This is a genomic window from Pedococcus sp. P1_H8 (assembly GCF_056405175.1).
In genome coordinates this window covers 370,890-388,206 of the sequence record NZ_JBFUCP010000001.1, presented here as the reverse complement: position 1 = coordinate 388,206, position 17,317 = coordinate 370,890, and the positions used below count along the sequence as shown (strand labels likewise).

The following is a 17,317-nucleotide window of genomic DNA, read 5'->3' as shown; positions in this document are numbered from 1 at the left end:
CCGGCGCGTTTACATCGACTCGGAGGTAGAGGTAGCAGCGAACGTCCACCCGCGTTCGGCGAGGGCCTCGCGCAGGAACCGCAGGGCGATCGGCCCCACACCATGCAGGGCTGCCAGCTCGGGCTCGCCGAGGTCGCGTACCTGCTCGAGCGTCCAGATGCCCTTGGCTCGTAGGGCTCGGGTGGCCGGGGCGCCGATCCGGGGCAGGGGGGTGCCGTCGGGTGCGGCCGGGCGGTCGATCCGAGGCGTGCCCGACTCGGCGTCGACCACCGCCGCCCCACGCGGCGACAGCCGATAACCGATGTCTAGCGACTCGGTGAGCCCGAGCTCCTTGAGCTTGCGGACGTCGCGCTTGAAGCTCGGGGTGTCGCGCCCCAGCTCGGCGGCGAGCTCGGGCGCACGGACCGTCGGGCAGCGGTCGATGATCGCCAGCGTCGCCCTCGTCCAGGGCCCGATCGCGGACGCGCGGTCCAGCCGGTCCAAGCGCTCGCGGATCGTGGCCACCTCGTCGGCCTCGGGCACCGAGGCACGCAGCTGCTCCCTCGGGTCGGCGCCCGCGTGGCGCAGCCCGACCCGCCAGACCGGACGGTCGGCCTTGGCCTCGAGCATCCGGCGCAGGTCGGCCAGCGACGCGGCACCGGCTCGTCTGGCCTCGTCGGCGGTGATGCGCGACGGGGCGACCTGGTCGACCGAGGTCACCTCCAGCAGGCCCACTCTGGTGCGCAACCTGGTTCCGACCACCACGCGCGGCCGGTCCCAGCGGCGGAAGGCGAGGTCGACGTCGCCCGCCTTGATGGCCGCGAGGGTGTCCGGTCGGATCATCATGGCCTGCAACCTATCGAGTTGTGTGCCTGAGACTGACCCATCGGCCCGTCTCGGGCACACGACCTCGGCGTCCGGATGGTGGGCGCGGCGGCTCGGACGATGGACGGATGCCGGCCGCGCGGCATACCCTCAACTCGTGCGTTCTCTGCGCCTCCTCCTTCGCCGCCGCGGCGGGGCCTGACCGATCAGCCGCCCCTCGTCGCGGAGTAGCGTTGCCCCGGCTGGCTTCAGCAGCAACGAATCGTTAGGCGAGAGAACATGATTCACCCGCAACAGCCGTCGGGTATGCCGGTCGCGAAGTACGTGCCGTTCAAGGACCAGATCCCGTTCGAGCTCCCGGACCGCACGTGGCCGACCCGCGTCATCGAGCGGGCGCCGCGCTGGTGCGCTGTCGACCTGCGCGACGGCAACCAGGCGCTCATCGACCCGATGAGCCCGGATCGCAAGAAGCGGATGTTCGAGCTGCTCGTCCGAATGGGCTACAAGGAGATCGAGGTCGGCTTCCCGTCGGCGAGCCAGACCGACTTCGACTTCGTGCGGATGCTCATCGAGGACGACATGATCCCCGACGACGTCACGATCCAGGTGCTGACGCAGTGTCGTGACCACCTCGTCGAGCGCACCTTCGACTCCATCCGCGGGGCCAAGCAGGCCATCGTGCACTTCTACAACTCGACGTCGATCCTGCAGCGACGCGTGGTGTTCGGGCTCGACCAGGACGGCATCGTCGACATCGCGCTCCAGGCCGCGCGGCTGTGCCGCAAGCTCGAGGAGACCATCCCCGACACGACCGTCTACTACGAGTACAGCCCGGAGTCCTACACCGGGACCGAGCTCGAGTTCGCGGTGCGGATCTGCAACGAGGTCGCCGACGTCATCGACCCGACGCCGGACCACAAGATGATCATCAACCTGCCCGCCACGGTCGAGATGGCCACGCCCAACGTCTACGCCGACTCGATCGAGTGGATGATCCGCCACCTCGAGCGCCGCGAGTCGATCGTCGTGAGCCTGCACCCCCACAACGACCGGGGGACCGGTGTCGCCGCGGCCGAGCTGGGCTACCTCGCCGGCGCCGACCGCATCGAGGGCTGCCTGTTCGGCAACGGCGAACGCACCGGCAACGTCGACCTCGTCACCCTTGGCATGAACCTCTTCAGCCAGGGCATCGACCCGCAGATCGACTTCTCCAACCTCGACGACATCCGTCGCACCGTGGAGCACTGCAACCAGCTGCCCGTGGGCGAACGCCACCCGTGGGGCGGGGACCTGGTCTTCACCGCGTTCTCCGGGTCGCACCAGGATGCGATCAAGAAGGGCTTCGAGGACATGGACCGCCAGGTCAAGGCATCCGGCAAGTCAATCAACGAGCTGGTGTGGGGTGTGCCCTACCTGCCGATCGACCCGCACGACGTGGGCCGCTCCTACGAAGCGGTCGTCCGCGTCAACAGCCAGTCGGGCAAGGGTGGGGTCGCCTACCTGCTCAAGACCGAGCACCAGCTCGACCTGCCACGTCGCCTCCAGATCGAGTTCAGCGGCGTCGTCCAGGCCAAGACCGACAGCGAGGGCGGCGAGGTCAGCGCGGCCCAGCTGTGGGAGATCTTCCAGGACGAGTACCTGCCCGCCGTCGACGGGGCCGTCAACACGTGGGGCCGGTTCACCCCTGTCAGCCACTCGCTGATCAGCGAGCAGGGCGGCGTCGACAAGATCAGCGCCACCATGCTCGACCGCGGCGTCGAGGTCACCGTCGAGGGCACCGGCAACGGACCGATCGCCGCGTTCATCGATGCGCTGTCGACCCTCGGGGTCGAGGTGCGCGTGCTCGACTACGCCGAGCACGCGCTGTCCGCCGGTGGCGATGCGAAGGCTGCTGCCTACGTCGAGTGCGCCGTCGGCGACCGCGTGCTCTGGGGCGTGGGCCTGCACTCCTCGATCGTCAAGGCGTCACTCACCGCGGTGCTGTCCGCCGTCAACCGAGCGGAGCGGATGGCCCCGGTCGAGTGAGTCGAGGTATGCCGCGTGGCCGAGGCACGCGGCCGAGCCGCGCGGCATACCTCGGTCAGCGGATGCGGGTGGCGTAGGTGACCGTGGTGGGCGCCGACTCGTTGCCCACGAGGTCGGTGGCGGTCGCGCGGACGGTGACCGACCCGGCCTTGCCGGTGAGCACTCCGGCCCGGGCGAAGAAGTCCTCTGCGAGCACGACCGACCACGTGCCGGAAGCGCTGGCGGTCGTGGTGGCGTAGGGCGTTCCGTCGGCATGCTGCACGGTGACCGTGAGCCCGCCCTCAGCCGTCGTGCCCGAGAGCGTGACGGTGCGGGTCCTGATCGTCGATCCGGGTACGGGCGACACGACGGTCGGGGGTGCCGGGGCGAGCGTGTCGACGATGAAGGAGCGGGTCAGCGTGGTGACCACCTGCTGGGAGGCGACCATCGACACCGTCATCGTGCGATCGCCGTCGCTGACGTAGGGCAGCTCCCCGCTGTAACCGCCGGCGTAGCAGTTCTGTTCGTAGACATAGGGATCGGAGTCCACGCTGATGCGCAGGGTGGTGCCGTCTGCGCACTGCCCACTGAAGGGGACGAAGCCGTCGTGCAGCGACCCCTCCAGCGGGGTGTCGATGGTCAGCCTCGAGGGGTCGATCGCGAAGCGGACGTCGGCGCAGCCCTCTCCGCTGAAGCCTTCCCCATCGGTGAGGCGCGCGCAGATGCGGTTGTCCCCGTAGAACAGGTAGGCGTAGACGTACCAGTTGCCGTCACTGTCGGAGAACGCCTCGCGGACGTCCTGGCCGTTGATGGACACGATGACTGTCTGGTTGGGTCGGTTGCTGGTGCCCCGGATGGTCTGCGCGTCCGTGTCGACCGTCGACCCGTCGGCCGGCGTCGTCACGGCCACCTCGACCGGGGCGGGGGCGACGACGGTGAAGGCCCGGGTGACGGTGGCGAGGGTCGAGCCGCCGTACAGGGCGCTCACCGTGATCGAGTGGGAACCCGCCGCCGCCCCGTAGTACTCGTAGTAGAAGGAGTCGTCGCTGCACTCGACCGTCGCCGTCGTTCCGCCGTCGAGGGAGAGCGCCACCTGGGTGCCCGACTGGCACGCGCCGCTCGTGGAGAAACGCGTCGCGACGGTGGCGCCTTGCTCTGGCCAGACCACCGTGAACGCGCTGGGATCCGGCACCACCGTGCGGGTGACGCAGGCCGAGGCAAGGACGACGCCGTCGACGCGGACCAGTGCGCAGATCCGGTGGTCGCCGAGCCCGAGGTAGCCGACGTTGGTCGTCCAGGCACCGCGACCGTCGACGGTCGCGCTCTGCCCGGCGTCGACGTCGTCGACGATGAGGTCGACCGCGCCGTTCGGCGAGCTCGCCTTGCCGGTGACTGGCACGACGTTCGCCGTGCCCGAGGACCCGTCGGCCGGGCTGGTGATCGACACGCTGGCGCGCACCGGTTTGGCGGCCCCCGCAGGCAGGGCGCCGCCGACCAGGGCGACGAGAGCGGCGATCATCGCGGCCAGGGCGCCGAGCGGGCGACAGGTAAGGCGTGGGTGCATGCGGTATCCCCCCATAGCGGACGAGTCGACACTGTCTCGTGCCGGGAAGAATGACCCACGATGCAGGTGTTTGGCAACCCTCAATCTGCCCCTGACCTGCACTGATGCCACAAAGTGGAGCCGCCATCGACCGGGTCAGCGCACTCCGCGGGGGCGGAACTGGATCGAGATGCGCGGACCGACCGGCTTGCTGGTCTTGGGGATCGCGTGGTCCCAGGTGCGCTGGCACGAACCGCCCATGACGACGAGGTCGCCGTGCCCGAGGGAGAAGCCCCGAGACTCCCCACCGCCGCGCGGACGCAGCGACAGCGTGCGGGCCGAGCCGATGGACAGGATCGCGACCATCGTGTCGAGGTCCTTGGCGCGGCCGATCCGGTCACCGTGCCAGGCCACCGAGTCGCGCCCGTCGCGGTAGAGGCACATGCCGGCGGTGACGAACGGTTCGCCCAGCTCCGCGGCATACCAACGGCTCAGCTCCTCGCGGGCCTTCGTGAGGACCGGGTGGGGGAGTGCCCCGTCCTCGTCGTAGAACTTCAGCAGACGCGGGACGTCGACCATGCGCTCGTACATCTCGCGGCGCTCCGCGTGCCACGGCACGGCGTCGTGCAGCTCGTCGAACAACCGGTCGGCGCCGGCGAGCCACCCGGGGCGGTAGTCGACCCACGCGCCGCGCGACAGTGCCGTGCGCGTCAGGCCCGCCGACAACGGATGCAGCTCGATCTCGTCAGCGGTGTCGAGGAGCGAGCCCTGGAAGGCGATGGACATGGCATCACGATAACCCACGTTCGAACAGATGTTCTAGTATCTGATTCTGTCGAGCGCGGCGGCGGCCGGGTCTGTCCTCCAGTCGGTCATGCCGGGTGACGCTACCGTCGTCCCATGGCGGAGCGGCACACTGGCGACGACAAGCTGGCCAGCGGACTGGCGTGTGGCCTGTGGGTGGGCCTGGCCGCCGTCGGGCTGCTGGTCGCCATCGTCGTCGTGGCGGTTGTCGGCTTCGGCCTCTGAGCCGCGCGGCACGGCATACCGGCAATCCCGACGGGACTTGCGACAATGGCCGCATGCCGCTCTACCGCGACGAAGGGATCGTCCTGCGCACCCAGAAGCTGGGTGAGGCCGACCGCATCGTCACCCTGCTCACGCGCGGGCTGGGCAAGGTGCGTGTCGTGGGCAAGGGAGTCCGTCGCACCAAGAGCCGGTTCGGGGCCCGGCTCGAGCCGGCCATGATGGTCGACGTCCAGTGCTACGAGGGCCGCAACCTCGACACGGTGACGCAGGCCGAGTCACTCGCGTCCTGGGGCGACGTGCTCGCCCGCGACTACACGACCTACACCGCGGCCGCCGCCATGCTCGAGACCGCGGACCGGCTCACCGAGGAGCGCGAGCCCAACCTCCAGCAGTACCTCTTGCTCCAGGGGGCGCTGCGGTCGATGGCCGAGGGCCTGCACGACCCCGGTCTGGTCCTCGACGCCTACCTGCTGCGCGCGCTGGCCGTGGCCGGCTGGGCGCCGAGCTTCCACGACTGCGCACGCTGCGGCGCCGAGGGACCGCACCGCGCGTTCAACCTGGCCTCGGGCGGCACCGTCTGCCCGGTATGCCGCCCGGTCGGGTCCGCCGCGCCGGCGCCGGAGACGCTGGCCCTGCTGGCTGCCCTCCTGGCCGGTGACTGGGTCATCGCCGACGCGTCGCAGGGGCGACACCGACGGGAGGGCAGCACCCTGGCCAGCGCCTTCCTCCAGTGGCACCTCGAGCGGGGTGTGCGATCGTTGCGCCTCGTGGACCGACGTGACCCCGACCAGCCCCGTCTCGACTCCCGGGTGACCTGGTCGCCCGCTCCGCTCAGCGTGGTGGAGAAGGTCGAGGCGGCGCATGCCGCCGCCCAGGTGGCCAAGGCGTGAGCACGGCATACCCCAGGCCGTTTGCCCACCCGAGCGGCGCCCGACCGCCTTCGCTGCCCGCCGAGCTCGTGCCCCGGCACGTCGCGATCGTCATGGACGGCAACGGCCGCTGGGCCAACCAGCGGGGACTGCCCCGCACCAAGGGGCACGAAGCCGGCGAGGCGGCCCTGCTCGACGTGACGGCCGGTGCCATCGAGGCGGGCGTCAGCCACCTGTCGGCCTATGCGTTCTCGACCGAGAACTGGAAGCGAAGCCCTGACGAGGTGCGCTTCCTCATGGGGTTCAACCGCGACGTGATCCGGCGTCGTCGCGACCAGCTGCACGAGTGGGGCGTTCGGATGCGGTGGGTCGGCCGGCGGCCGCGCCTGTGGGGCTCGGTCATCAAGGAGCTCGAGGTCGCGCAGGAGCTGACCAAGGACAACACCGGGCTGACGCTGTACTTCTGCGTCAACTACGGCGGACGCGCCGAGATCGCCGACGCGGTGCAGCGGATCGCCGAGCAGGTGCAGCGGGGCAAGCTCAAGGCGGGCTCGATCGACGAGAAGACGATCGCGCGGCACCTGCCTGAGCCCGACATGCCGGACGTCGACCTGTTCGTGCGCAGCTCGGGTGAGCAGCGGACGAGCAACTTCCTGCTGTGGCAGAGCGCCTATGCCGAGATGGTCTTCCAGGACACGCTGTGGCCGGACTACGACCGGCGTCACCTGTGGGCGGCCATCCAGACCTATGCCGAGCGCGATCGGCGCTACGGAGGGGCAGTCGACCTGCCCACGAGCTGACGGGCCCACCGGACCCCCGAAGCGCCCGCTCCTGTCGACAGCCCCTAACTTCTGCTGGCTGTACTGACCGGACAGCTAGCAGAAGTTAGGACGACGCGCAGGTGGCGCAGGTGCCGAAGATCTCGAGGGTGTGGCGCACCTCGGTGAACCCGTGCTGCGCACTGACCCGGGCCGCCCAGGCCTCCACGGCCGCACCCTCCACCTCGACGGTCCGGCCGCACTCGCGGCAGACCAGGTGGTGGTGGTGGCCGGTCGAGCAGGCGCGGTAGACGGCTTCGCCCTCGTCGGTGCGCAGCATGTCGATCTCACCCTCGGCGGCCATCGCCTGCAGGTTGCGGTAGACGGTGGCGAGCCCGACCTTGTCGCCGCCCTCACGCAGCAGCGCGTGCAGCTCCTGCGCTGAACGGAACTCGCCGGTCTCCGCCAACACGGCAGCGACGGCGGCCCGCTGGCGGGTGGGCCGACGGGCGCCCTCGGTGGTGGGTCGTTCCTGGACTCCGGTCATTGCGGTGCCGCCTCCTTCGCTGCCTCGTGACTGCCGTCGTGCGGACTGGCGCCGAGCTGGCTGTCGCCTGGCTGACCCTCGCCGTGGTGGTGGCTGCCCGCCTCGTGCCTTGCTGGGTCGTGCTCGTCGTAGTGGCCCTCGTGCGGGGCGTGCCGGTGCCCGTCGTGCACGTAGTCGACGTGGTCGCCGTGGGCGACAGCGGGGTGGCCGCACTCGGGACCGTGCTCGTGGTCGTGGCGCTCGGCCCTGCGGTGCTGGTGGGCGCGCGCCCTGGCGACCGCCGCCGTGCCGGTTGCGGCCATCACGAAGAACCCGATGGCCAGCAGCACGATGGTTCCGCCGGACGGGGTTTCGGCATAGAACGACAGGATCACGCCGCCCACACTGGACACGACCCCCACCAGCACGGCCCACCGGGTGGACGCGCGGAAGCTGCGACCCAGCAGCTGGGCCGTCGCGTTGGGGATGATCATGAGGGCGCTGATGAGCAGCAGTCCGACCACGCGCATCGACACCACGACGGTCACCGCAGTCAGCACCGCCAGGGCGATGTTGAGCCCGGTCACCGGCAGCCCGCTGGCCCGGGCGTACTCCTCGTCGTTGGCGACGGCGAACAGCCACGGCCGGAGCAGCCAGGTCGCGAAGAGCACCACGAGGGCGAGCCCCGCGAACACCCACAGGTCGCGCTGGTCCGCGGTGGTGATCGCGCCGAACAGGTATGCCGTGAGGTTGGCAGGGCTGCTGCTCGGCGACTTCGCGATGATCACCACACCGGCGGCGATGCCGCCGTAGAACATCACGGCGAGGGCGATGTCGCCGCTGGTCCGGCCACGCCCGCGGATCACCTCGATCGCGACGGCCGCGGTAACTGCTGCCACCAGGGCCGTGAGGACCGGGGCCTGACCGGTGAGCACGCCCACCGCGACGCCGGCGAGCGCGACGTGACCCATCCCGTCACCGATGAGCGACAGTCGACGCTGGACGAGGAAGACACCCACGAGGGGCGCGGCGACACCGACGAGGACGGCCGCGATGAGGGCCTGCCGCATGAAGTCGAGGGAGAGCAGCTCGCTCATGAACGAACACCTCCGCGCGGGTCGAGGGGGCCTGCAGACGGTGCACCGGGGAGTCGGGGGGTGGTCATGCGGTCCTCGTCCTCGTGGTGGTGGTGGTCGGCCGACGAGGCGAACTCGCCGGTCCGCGCGGCGAACTCGTCACGCGACCCGTCGAAGGCGATCCGTCCGCCCTGAACGACCACGATGCGGGTCACGATGTCGGCCAGGGCCGCGAGCTCGTGGGTGACGATGACCATCGTCGTGCCGCGTCCGGCCAGCCGGGCCAGCACCGCCGACAGCACCTGTTGGTTGGCGGCGTCCACCCCGGCTGTCGGCTCGTCCATCAGCAGGACGTCGGGGTCGGAGGCCAGCGCGCGGGCGATGAGGACGCGGCGCTGCTGACCGCCGGACAGGGTTGCCACGTCGGCGTGCGCCCGGTCGTTCAGTCCGACGACGTCCAGGGCGCGGTCGATGATGGCGGCGTCCTGCGCCGACCTGATGACCGGTCGCCACCAGCGGTGGTGGGACAGCCGTCCGACCGCGACGATCTCGGTGACGGTCGCGCGCACGGACGCCGAGAGGGTGTGCCGCTGGGGGACGTAGCCGAGCCGGGCGAAGTCCGAGAAGGACTCGCGCGGCTGGCCGAAGAGCTCCACATCGCCACCGAGGTGGTCGTTGAGGCCGAGCAGGCCGCGGACGAGGGTCGACTTGCCGGATCCGTTCGGCCCGAGGACCGCGACCACCTCGCCGGGGCGGACGGTCAGGTTCGCGCCCGTGACGACGGGCTGGTCGGCGTAGCCGAAGCTCGCCCGCCGCAGCTCGATGATCGGCGCGATGTCCGTGGTGGTCATGAACACTCCTGTCCCGCGCGCAGGACCGCGAGGTTGGCCCGCATCACCGCGGGGTAGTCGCGGCCGGTCGAGGCGCTGGTGATGCCCTCGATCGGGTCGAGCACGGCCAGTCTCGCACCGGTCTCCCGGGCCAGCGCCTTGGCGACGTCCTCGCTGACCAGCGTCTCGGCGTACACGGTGCTGGCGCCGGTTTCCCGAATGTGCCTGGTCAGCTTGGCCATGGCGGCCGGGCTCGGTTCGGCGTCGGGGGTCAGTCCCGTGATGGACTCCTGGTGGAAGCCATAGGACTGGGAGAGGTAGCCGAAGGCGGTGTGCGAGGTGACGAGCTCGTGGTTGGCGCAGCTCTTCAGGCCGGTCCGGAACTCGGCGTCGAGGGTCGTCATCTGCGCGCGGAACGCCTTCGCATTCGCCTGGTATGCCGCGGCGTTGGGGCTGTCTCGCGTCGCCAGCTCGGCGGCGATCGCGTCGCCCACGTCGGCGTAGCGCATCGGGTCCAGCCAGAAGTGCGGGTCGCGGGCGCTGGTCCCGTCGGAAGCCTGGTCGGCGTGGTCGGCGTGTTCCTCCTCGGTCTCGCCCCCGTGGTCGTGGCCGTCCTCGACCAGGACGAGGTCGAGCCGGGCGGCGGGGGAGACGTCGAGAGCCGTGTCGCGGGCCTGCCCGTCGACGGCGGCGTCGACGGCGGGCTGGAAGTGCTTCTCGTAGACCACGAGGTCGGCCTGGGCGACCTTCGCGACCTGCCGCGGGCTGAGCTCGAGGTCGTGGGGCTCGGCACCGGCCTTGGTCAGGCCGGTGATGTCCACGTGACTGCCCCCGATCTGGGCCACGGCGTACTCGAGCGGGTAGAAGGCCGCGACGACACCCAGTCGCCCGTCGCCGGCGCCGCGCCCCCCGGTCCCGCCGCAGGCGGAGACCACGGCGATGGACAGCAGGCCTGCGACCAGACCGAGGGGGCGAAGCGTCATGACAATCATTCTCATCTCAAGTGAGAACGATTGTCAATATCGCTGCGGGCCTGCCTGTCGTCGGGCGAGGCTCAGCTGCGCGGGACGGCCTGGGTCACGGTGATGGCCAGCGCCATCAGCAGGACGGCGAACCTGCCCAGCCGCGCGGTCCGGTCCAGGGCAGGCCACGCGAGGTAGAGCGTCCAGCCGAGGAAGGCCACGACGACCGCCAGGAACAACCAGCCCCAGGAAGGGACGAAGATCCCGGCGACCATCAGGCTCAGGACCAGGAGGAAGGGGACCGCACGAGGCATCCGGTTCAGGGCGTTGATGACGGGCAGGCTGACGTCGGCGACGCGTTCACGCAGGGAGGGCACGGGCGAAACCCTATGTCGTCATCGGGTTCGGTCGTCAGCTGGTGCGCACCTGTGCCAGTGCCGCAGCGAACCTCGGGAGGCTCGCCTCGATGGTGGCCATGGTGGCGGTGATGCAGATCCGGAAGAAGCCGGGCGTCTCGAAGATCCGACCTGGCATGACGAGCACGCCCAGGTCAGCCAGCACCCGCACGAACGCCTCGTCGTCGGGCTCCGGCGAGCGCGGGAAGAGGTAGAAGGTCGCCTCGGGAACCGTCACGTCGTAGCCGATCGCTCGGAGCCCCTCGACCATCACATCGCGCTTGGACTGCAGGTGGGCCACGTCGATGCTCAGCTCCTCCAGGCGTGGGGTGGCGTACTGCATCACGTTGTTGGGGAACAGCCACCCCGCGGCGATCTGCATGCCCTCCACCGCGTCTATCACCGCCGCGACCACGTCGTCCGGCATCGACGGTGGCAGGGCGAGGTAGCCCAGCCGCTGTCCCGGCGACAACAGCGTCTTGCCGTAGGAGTAGCAGAGCAGCGTGTAGGGGTAGAACTGCGCCGGGCTGACGAAGCGGGCTCCGTCGAAGACCAACCTGTTGTAGGGCTCGTCGGAGATGAGGTAGATCCGTCGGCCGTGGCGGGCCGACGCGTCCTCCAGAAGCGTGGACAGGGCCCGGAGGGTCGACTCCGGATAGATGCGCCCCGTCGGGTTGTTGGGCGTGTTCACGATGACGACCCGGGTCCTCGGAGAGATTGCGGCCTCGATGGCGTCGAGGTCGAGGTCGAACGTCGCGGGGTCGATCCTCACCTTGACGGGGACCAGTCCCGCCTCCAGCGCCAGGGACTCGTAGAGGAACCACGGTGGCAGGCTGAAGATGACCTCGTCGCCGGGGTCGGCCACCGACTTGAGCGAGGTCGCGATGGCGCCGAACCCGCCGGTCGTCATCCGGATCCGGTCGCTCGGCCACGGCATCCCCAGGTGGCGCGACAGGGAGGCGGCGGCAGCCTCCTGGGCACTCTCCTGGCTGAACTTGTAGGCGAACCAGAGCTCGTCCTTCGGCAGCGCCGCCTCGCGCAGCGCCTCGACGTAGGGCGGCTGAGGGAGCTCGTGCGGGTCGCCGAAGGTGAAGTCGAGCACACCCTCCTCGAGACGCCGCTCCTGGTAGCCCGACTTGCGCGCGAAGTCGAAGAGCATGCGGAACGACTCGGCCTGCTGGATCTGGACGGACCGCGCGGAGACGGGGTGGTCGTTCATGCCCATCGACGCTAGCGCTCGGCCCGGCGAGCGGGACCACCATTCGACGGAGGCGGCCACCCGGCATACCCGTCGAGAGGCGAGCCGACGCACGCACAGTAACCTTCTGCGCATGGCTGCACCCTCCACCGTCGACACCGTCGTCTCCCTCTGCAAGCGCCGGGGCTTCGTCTTCCCCTGCGGCGAGATCTACGGAGGCACGAGGTCGGCCTGGGACTACGGCCCGCTCGGTGTCGAGCTCAAGGAGAACATCAAGCGCCAGTGGTGGAAGAGCATGGTCACCAGCCGCGACGACGTCGTCGGCCTGGACTCCTCGGTGATCCTCCCGCTCCAGACGTGGGAGGCCTCGGGCCACGTCGCGACGTTCTCCGACCCGCTCGTCGAGTGCTTGTCCTGCCACAAGCGGTTCCGCGCCGACCACCTGCAGGAAGCGGTCTTCGAGAAGTCGGGCGCCAAGCACGGCCTGACCTCGCCTGACGAGGTCAAGCTCGCCGATGTCGCCTGCACCAACTGCGGCACCCGGGGCCAGTGGACCGAGCCGCGTCAGTTCTCCGGGCTGCTCAAGACCTACCTGGGTGTCGTCGAGGACGAGTCGGGGCTGCACTACCTGCGACCCGAGACCGCGCAGGGCATCTTCCTCAACTTCCTCAACGTGATGAACACGGCCCGCAAGAAGCCGCCGTTCGGCATCGCCCAGACCGGCAAGAGCTTCCGCAACGAGATCACCCCCGGCAACTTCATCTTCCGGACTCGCGAGTTCGAGCAGATGGAGATGGAGTTCTTCGTCAAGCCCGGCGAGGACGAGGACTGGCACCAGTACTGGATCGACGAGCGCACCCGCTGGTACACCGACCTGGGCATCAACCCCGACAACCTGCGCCACTTCGAGCACGCCCAGGAGAAGCTGAGCCACTACTCCAAGCGCACCGTCGACATCGAGTACCGCTTCGGGTTCACGGGCAGCGAGTGGGGCGAGCTCGAGGGCATCGCCAACCGCACCGACTTCGACCTCACGACGCACAGCAAGCACTCCGGCACCGACCTGGTCTACTTCGACCAGGCCAGCGGCGAGAAGTACACGCCCTACGTCATCGAGCCGGCGGCCGGGCTGTCGCGCAGCCTCATGACGTTCCTCGTCGACGCCTACACCGAGGACGAGGCGCCCAACACCAAGGGCGGCGTCGACAAGCGCGTCGTGCTCAAGCTCGACAAGCGGCTCGCCCCGGTCAAGGCCGCCGTGCTGCCGCTGTCGCGCAACGCCGACCTGTCGCCGAAGGCCCGCGACCTGGCCGCCACGCTGCGCCAGCACTGGAACATCGACTTCGACGACGCCGGCGCGATCGGTCGTCGCTATCGCCGCCAGGACGAGATCGGCACGCCGTTCTGCATCACCGTGGACTTCGACACCCTCGAGGACCAGGCCGTGACGATCCGCGAGCGCGACACCATGGCGCAGGAGCGCGTCGCGCTCGACCAGGTCGAGTCCTACCTCGGCGCCCGCCTTCTCGGCTGCTGACCCCCAGCCCACCGTCCCCTGCAGCACCACCGTCCCCTGCAGCAACGGTGGGGTATGCCGCGGCGGGAGCCAACCTTTTGCGCCCCCTCGTGCGTTACTGGGGGTGAGGGCACTCGCTGAGGTGTGGGAGGTGGAATGCAGCACGAGGTGGACGAGGAGTTCGCCCGCTACGTGCGGGCGCGCCAGCACCGGTTGCTGCGGGCGGCGTACCTCGTCTGCGGTGACGCCCACCTGGCCGAGGACCTGCTGCAAGGAGCCCTGACCAAGCTCGCCACCCGCTGGGACAAGCTCCGGCACGAGAACCCTGATGCCTACGTGCGCCGGATCCTCTACCGCGATGCTGTGTCGTCGTGGCGCAAGACGCGACGCGAGTCGCTGTCGTCGCTGCCCCTCATCGAGGTCCCCGTCCACGACCGGTCGGCCCAGACCAGCCAGCGGGTCGACCTCGAACGAGCCCTGGCGGAGCTCACGCCCAAGCAGCGAGCGGTCGTCGTGCTCCGGTTCTTCGAGGACCGCACCGAGCACGAGTCCGCCGAGGTGCTCGGAGTCTCGGTGGGCACGGTCAAGAGCCAGACGCATGCGGCGCTGGCCCGGCTCAGGGCGTTGCTGCCGGACTTCGCGCCGCACTTGTCCGGAAAGGACCAGCCATGACCGACCGCGATCTCGGTGCCCTCCTGGAGCGGGCCAGCGAGCACCTGCCCGGGGTGGACTTCGCCCAGGGTGCGTGGGCCGCTGCCGTGGCGGAACGAGCCCGTCGCCGTCGGCTGGCCGTGGGCGCCCTCGGTGCCGTCGCAGCAGCGGCGCTGGCGGTCGCCGCCGTCCAGCTGGGCGGCTCGACCAAGCCCCGGCCCACTCCTGCGACCTCGTCCACGACGCCGGCGATCGTCGGCACGTTGTCGGACGGAACGGCATACGCGGTCATGCCGCTGGAAGGCGCCGAGGCACAGCTGCCCGACTTCGATGCCGGGCTGCCCTCGGTCATCGACGTCCGCGCCAGGAAGGCCCACCCGTTTGCCGGCCCGCCCACCTCCGTGGTCGCCGTCTACCTCCGCGCTGACGGAGACGTCTTCCACCCGGTGCTCGTGGCAGGGGACGGGACGCAGGTCGTCCTCGACGAGCTCGACCTCGTGACGACCAACGACGCCAACGGAAACGCCGCGACCCCGCTGGGTCCCCGCGCGTTCGGCGGCGGTGGTCGCTACGTCGTGTTTCCGCAGCGGGACGACGTCGTCGTGCTCGACACCCAGACGGGCGACGCGGTTTCGTATGCCGTGCCCTCCGACCACGTGGAATGGGCCGGCTGGAACGCCGGGGACAGGACGATCGTCGCGAGGGACGCCGAGCAGGCCTGGACGATCGACCCCGGCAAGCCCGGGTCGGCGGCGGTACCCGTCGACGGCGGCTACGAGGGGAAGTACCGGATCACTGCGACGGACAGCACTCCCACAGCGATTCGTCTGACGGCCTACGACGACCTGGCCAGGCCGATGGACCCCGTGTCCCTCCGGGCGCCGGTGTCGGGTGTCTCGGGGGAGACGGTGAACACCCAGGGGTCGGCGGCAACAGGGGCGTTCTTCGACCAGAACGTGACGGCGGACGTGATTCGTCGCGGCAACGGCCCGATCTACCAGGGGCTGCTGGTCGTCGACGTGGGCTCCACCTCGGCCCGGGTCCTGCTGGCACCGGAGAACCCGGACGGGCAGACCGGTCGGTTCAAGGGGTGCTGCACCGTGCTCGGCTGGGCCGATGCCAGGACCGTCCTCTACGAGTCGGTCGGCAGCCACGGCCGGTGGATCCTCGCCTGGAACGTCGACACGGGAGCGGTCTACGAGGTGGCCCGTCTGACCACTGGGGCGCCCGACGATCCCCGGACTGCCATCGCACTCAACGTGGGCATGCGCAACTGAACCGCCCCGGTCACCGCTCGCTCGCCGACCCACCTGACAGACGTCACGGTGACCTCGTGACGGCTGTCCGAGGCGCGCGCGGGTCGTCGGCGGCATGGTGGAGCCATGCCACAGACGCAGACCCCGACGCAGACCGTGGGGCCGCCACGAGCCACCGAGGTGCCCGCCATCGAGCTCCGGGGGCTCACGAAGAGCTTTGGCAGCGTCCGGGCTGTCCGCGGGATCGACCTGACCGTGCGGCCGGGCGAGATCATCGCGTTCCTGGGGCCCAACGGGGCCGGCAAGACGACCACGATCGACCTGATGCTCGGGCTGTCGCGCCCCGACCAGGGAAGCGCCCTGGTCTACGGCATGGAGCCCTCGGCGGCCGTTCGCCGCGGGCTCGTCTCGGCCGTGATGCAGTCCGGCGGCCTGCTCAAGGACCTGACCGTCGAGGAGACGCTGCGCCTCACGGCAAGCCTGTTCAGCGACACTCGACCAGTGGCGGAGGTGCTGGGTCGCGCCGGCATCGCCGACATCGCCGCAAGGCGGGTCGTGAAGTGCTCGGGCGGCCAGCAGCAGCGCCTGCGGTTTGCCATGGCGCTGCTGCCCGACCCCGAGCTGCTCGTGCTGGACGAACCCACGACCGGCATGGACGTCACCGGGCGTCGCGACTTCTGGGGAGCCATCCGTGAGGACGCCGCGCAGGGGCGCACGGTGCTGTTCGCCACCCACTACCTCGAAGAGGCTGATGCCTACGCCGACCGGATCGTGCTGGTCAGCCACGGCCGCGTCGTCGCTGACGGCACCGCTGCGCAGGTCAAGGCGCTGGTGTCCGGACGGACCGTGCGGGCGACGTTGCCGGGTGCGGATGTCAGTGCGCTGCAAGGACTTCCAGGAGTCGAGACGGTCGAGCTGAGAGGTGATTCCATCCTGATCGCGTCCACCGACAGCGATGCCGTCGCCCGCCACCTGCTCGCGTCCACCGACGCTCGCGACCTCGAGATCACCTCGCGCGGGCTCGAGGACGCCTTCATCTCGCTCACCAAGGAAGAAGGCCAGCCATGAGCACCACCAGCGCGTCCACGACTGCTCCCGCGGTCCCGCAGCGGAACGTCCCACCCCTCGGCGGCCTCAACAGCACCCTGCTGCGGATCGAGGTGCGCCGCCTGCTCCGCAACCGACGCACCGTGATCTTCTCGATCGTCCTCCCTGTGGTCTTCTTCCTGCTGTTCGGCACGGGGAAGGACTACTCGTTGCAGAGTGCCGGACCGCACGGCAACTGGGCGGCCTCGATCATGATCTCGATGGCGCTGTACGGCGCGATGCTCTCCACGACCGCGGGTGGCGCGATGGTCGCCACGGAACGCAGCCAGGGTTGGAGCCGCCAGCTGCGGCTCACGCCGCTGACCCCCGCGGCATACATCGTCGTGAAGGTGCTCGTCGCGATGCTCCTCGGTGCGGTCTCGGTCGTCGTGACGTATGCCGCGGGCGGCTTCACGCAGGCGCAGCTGGATGGCCCGCTGTGGGTCGAAACAGCCCTGATCGCCTGGGTGGGGTCGCTGGTCTTTGCCGCGTTCGGGGTCTTCATGGGGTACTTGCTCCCGAGTGAGAACGTCATGCAGATCCTCGGTCCGGGCTTGGCCCTGTTGGCCTTCCTGGGTGGCTTGTTCACGCCGCTGGACCAGCTGGGGTCGACGTTCCAGACGATCGCCGAGCTCACCCCGATGTACGGCCTCAGCGAGCTGGCCCACGCGCCCCTCAAGGGGATCGGTCCGGGGTGGGCGGCCGTGGTCAACGTCGCCGTCTGGCTCGCAGTCTTCGCAGGAGGGGCGGCGTGGCGGTTCCGACGAGACACGGCCCGCGTCTGAGCCTGCGGCAGGCGTTGCGGCCGTTCACC

Annotated in this window: 18 protein-coding genes; 9 read left to right on the top strand and 9 right to left on the bottom strand. The window is 70.0% G+C overall.

Annotated elements, in window-relative coordinates:
• Positions 1–9: 9 nt before the first annotated feature.
• A complete protein-coding gene (locus AC1DYG_RS01875; protein WP_477638188.1) occupies positions 10–825 on the bottom strand; it encodes a hypothetical protein in 816 nt (271 codons plus the stop codon).
• Positions 826–1,083: 258 nt separating this feature from the next.
• On the opposite strand from AC1DYG_RS01875, the gene leuA reads away from it, so the two are divergent.
• Positions 1,084–2,829, top strand: coding sequence for a 2-isopropylmalate synthase (leuA, locus tag AC1DYG_RS01870; protein WP_477638187.1), 1,746 nt, complete (start codon positions 1,084–1,086; stop codon positions 2,827–2,829).
• A 55-nt stretch (positions 2,830–2,884) separates the two neighbouring features.
• On the opposite strand, the gene AC1DYG_RS01865 is transcribed toward leuA, so the two are convergent.
• A complete protein-coding gene (locus AC1DYG_RS01865) occupies positions 2,885–4,372 on the bottom strand; it encodes an Ig-like domain-containing protein (RefSeq protein ID WP_477638186.1) in 1,488 nt (495 codons plus the stop codon).
• Between the two features lie 135 nt (positions 4,373–4,507).
• A complete protein-coding gene (locus tag AC1DYG_RS01860) occupies positions 4,508–5,137 on the bottom strand; it encodes an alpha-ketoglutarate-dependent dioxygenase AlkB (protein WP_477638185.1) in 630 nt (209 codons plus the stop codon).
• Positions 5,138–5,251: 114 nt separating this feature from the next.
• Between AC1DYG_RS01860 and AC1DYG_RS01855 the strand changes: the two genes are divergently transcribed.
• From AC1DYG_RS01855 to AC1DYG_RS01845, 3 genes are read left to right on the top strand one after another with little or no spacing between them, the layout of a single operon-like run.
• Complete coding sequence (locus AC1DYG_RS01855; RefSeq protein WP_477638184.1) at positions 5,252–5,380, top strand: hypothetical protein; 129 nt, start codon at positions 5,252–5,254, stop codon at positions 5,378–5,380.
• 53 nt (positions 5,381–5,433) lie between these two features.
• The gene (gene recO, locus AC1DYG_RS01850) at positions 5,434–6,270 is read left to right on the top strand and encodes a DNA repair protein RecO (RefSeq protein WP_477638183.1); all 837 of its coding nucleotides are present in this window, start codon (positions 5,434–5,436) and stop codon (positions 6,268–6,270) included.
• Entirely contained in the window at positions 6,267–7,049 is a 783-nt protein-coding gene (locus tag AC1DYG_RS01845) for an isoprenyl transferase (protein ID WP_477638182.1), read from the top strand. The genes recO and AC1DYG_RS01845 overlap by 4 nt, the downstream gene beginning before the upstream one ends.
• A gap of 85 nt (positions 7,050–7,134) precedes the next feature.
• Here the strand turns inward: AC1DYG_RS01845 and AC1DYG_RS01840 are convergent, their stop codons facing one another.
• The 6 genes from AC1DYG_RS01840 to AC1DYG_RS01815 all read right to left on the bottom strand — a co-directional run bounded on the left by AC1DYG_RS01840 (position 7,135) and on the right by AC1DYG_RS01815 (position 12,015).
• Positions 7,135–7,554: a Fur family transcriptional regulator gene (locus tag AC1DYG_RS01840; RefSeq protein WP_477638181.1), complete on the bottom strand. Its 420-nt coding sequence runs from the start codon at positions 7,552–7,554 to the stop codon at positions 7,135–7,137.
• Positions 7,551–8,630 (bottom strand): metal ABC transporter permease, encoded by a 1,080-nt coding sequence (locus tag AC1DYG_RS01835; protein WP_477638180.1) that lies wholly within the window; start codon positions 8,628–8,630, stop codon positions 7,551–7,553. Before AC1DYG_RS01835 ends, AC1DYG_RS01840 begins: the two co-directional genes overlap by 4 nt.
• Positions 8,627–9,460 (bottom strand): metal ABC transporter ATP-binding protein, encoded by an 834-nt coding sequence (locus AC1DYG_RS01830; protein WP_477638179.1) that lies wholly within the window; start codon positions 9,458–9,460, stop codon positions 8,627–8,629. The genes AC1DYG_RS01835 and AC1DYG_RS01830 overlap by 4 nt, the downstream gene beginning before the upstream one ends.
• Positions 9,457–10,422 (bottom strand): metal ABC transporter substrate-binding protein, encoded by a 966-nt coding sequence (locus AC1DYG_RS01825; RefSeq protein ID WP_477638178.1) that lies wholly within the window; start codon positions 10,420–10,422, stop codon positions 9,457–9,459. Before AC1DYG_RS01825 ends, AC1DYG_RS01830 begins: the two co-directional genes overlap by 4 nt.
• 71 nt (positions 10,423–10,493) lie before the next feature.
• On the bottom strand, positions 10,494–10,778 hold the full coding sequence (locus AC1DYG_RS01820; RefSeq protein ID WP_477638177.1) for a DUF6703 family protein: 285 nt from the start codon (positions 10,776–10,778) through the stop codon (positions 10,494–10,496).
• Positions 10,779–10,812: 34 nt separating this feature from the next.
• Positions 10,813–12,015 (bottom strand): aminotransferase class I/II-fold pyridoxal phosphate-dependent enzyme, encoded by a 1,203-nt coding sequence (locus tag AC1DYG_RS01815; RefSeq protein WP_477638176.1) that lies wholly within the window; start codon positions 12,013–12,015, stop codon positions 10,813–10,815.
• Between the two features lie 112 nt (positions 12,016–12,127).
• Between AC1DYG_RS01815 and AC1DYG_RS01810 the strand changes: the two genes are divergently transcribed.
• The 5 genes from AC1DYG_RS01810 to AC1DYG_RS01790 all read left to right on the top strand — a co-directional run bounded on the left by AC1DYG_RS01810 (position 12,128) and on the right by AC1DYG_RS01790 (position 17,288).
• Positions 12,128–13,531: a glycine--tRNA ligase gene (locus AC1DYG_RS01810; protein ID WP_477638175.1), complete on the top strand. Its 1,404-nt coding sequence runs from the start codon at positions 12,128–12,130 to the stop codon at positions 13,529–13,531.
• 135 nt (positions 13,532–13,666) lie between these two features.
• Positions 13,667–14,182 carry a SigE family RNA polymerase sigma factor gene (locus AC1DYG_RS01805; RefSeq protein ID WP_477638174.1) on the top strand — a complete coding sequence of 172 codons (516 nt, stop codon included), beginning with the start codon at positions 13,667–13,669 and terminating at the stop codon, positions 14,180–14,182.
• Positions 14,179–15,438, top strand: coding sequence for a hypothetical protein (locus tag AC1DYG_RS01800; protein ID WP_477638173.1), 1,260 nt, complete (start codon positions 14,179–14,181; stop codon positions 15,436–15,438). Before AC1DYG_RS01805 ends, AC1DYG_RS01800 begins: the two co-directional genes overlap by 4 nt.
• A 105-nt stretch (positions 15,439–15,543) precedes the next feature.
• Positions 15,544–16,485: an ABC transporter ATP-binding protein gene (locus tag AC1DYG_RS01795; RefSeq protein ID WP_477638172.1), complete on the top strand. Its 942-nt coding sequence runs from the start codon at positions 15,544–15,546 to the stop codon at positions 16,483–16,485.
• Positions 16,482–17,288 carry an ABC transporter permease gene (locus AC1DYG_RS01790; protein ID WP_477638171.1) on the top strand — a complete coding sequence of 269 codons (807 nt, stop codon included), beginning with the start codon at positions 16,482–16,484 and terminating at the stop codon, positions 17,286–17,288. The genes AC1DYG_RS01795 and AC1DYG_RS01790 overlap by 4 nt, the downstream gene beginning before the upstream one ends.
• The last annotated feature ends 29 nt before the right edge of the window (positions 17,289–17,317 follow it).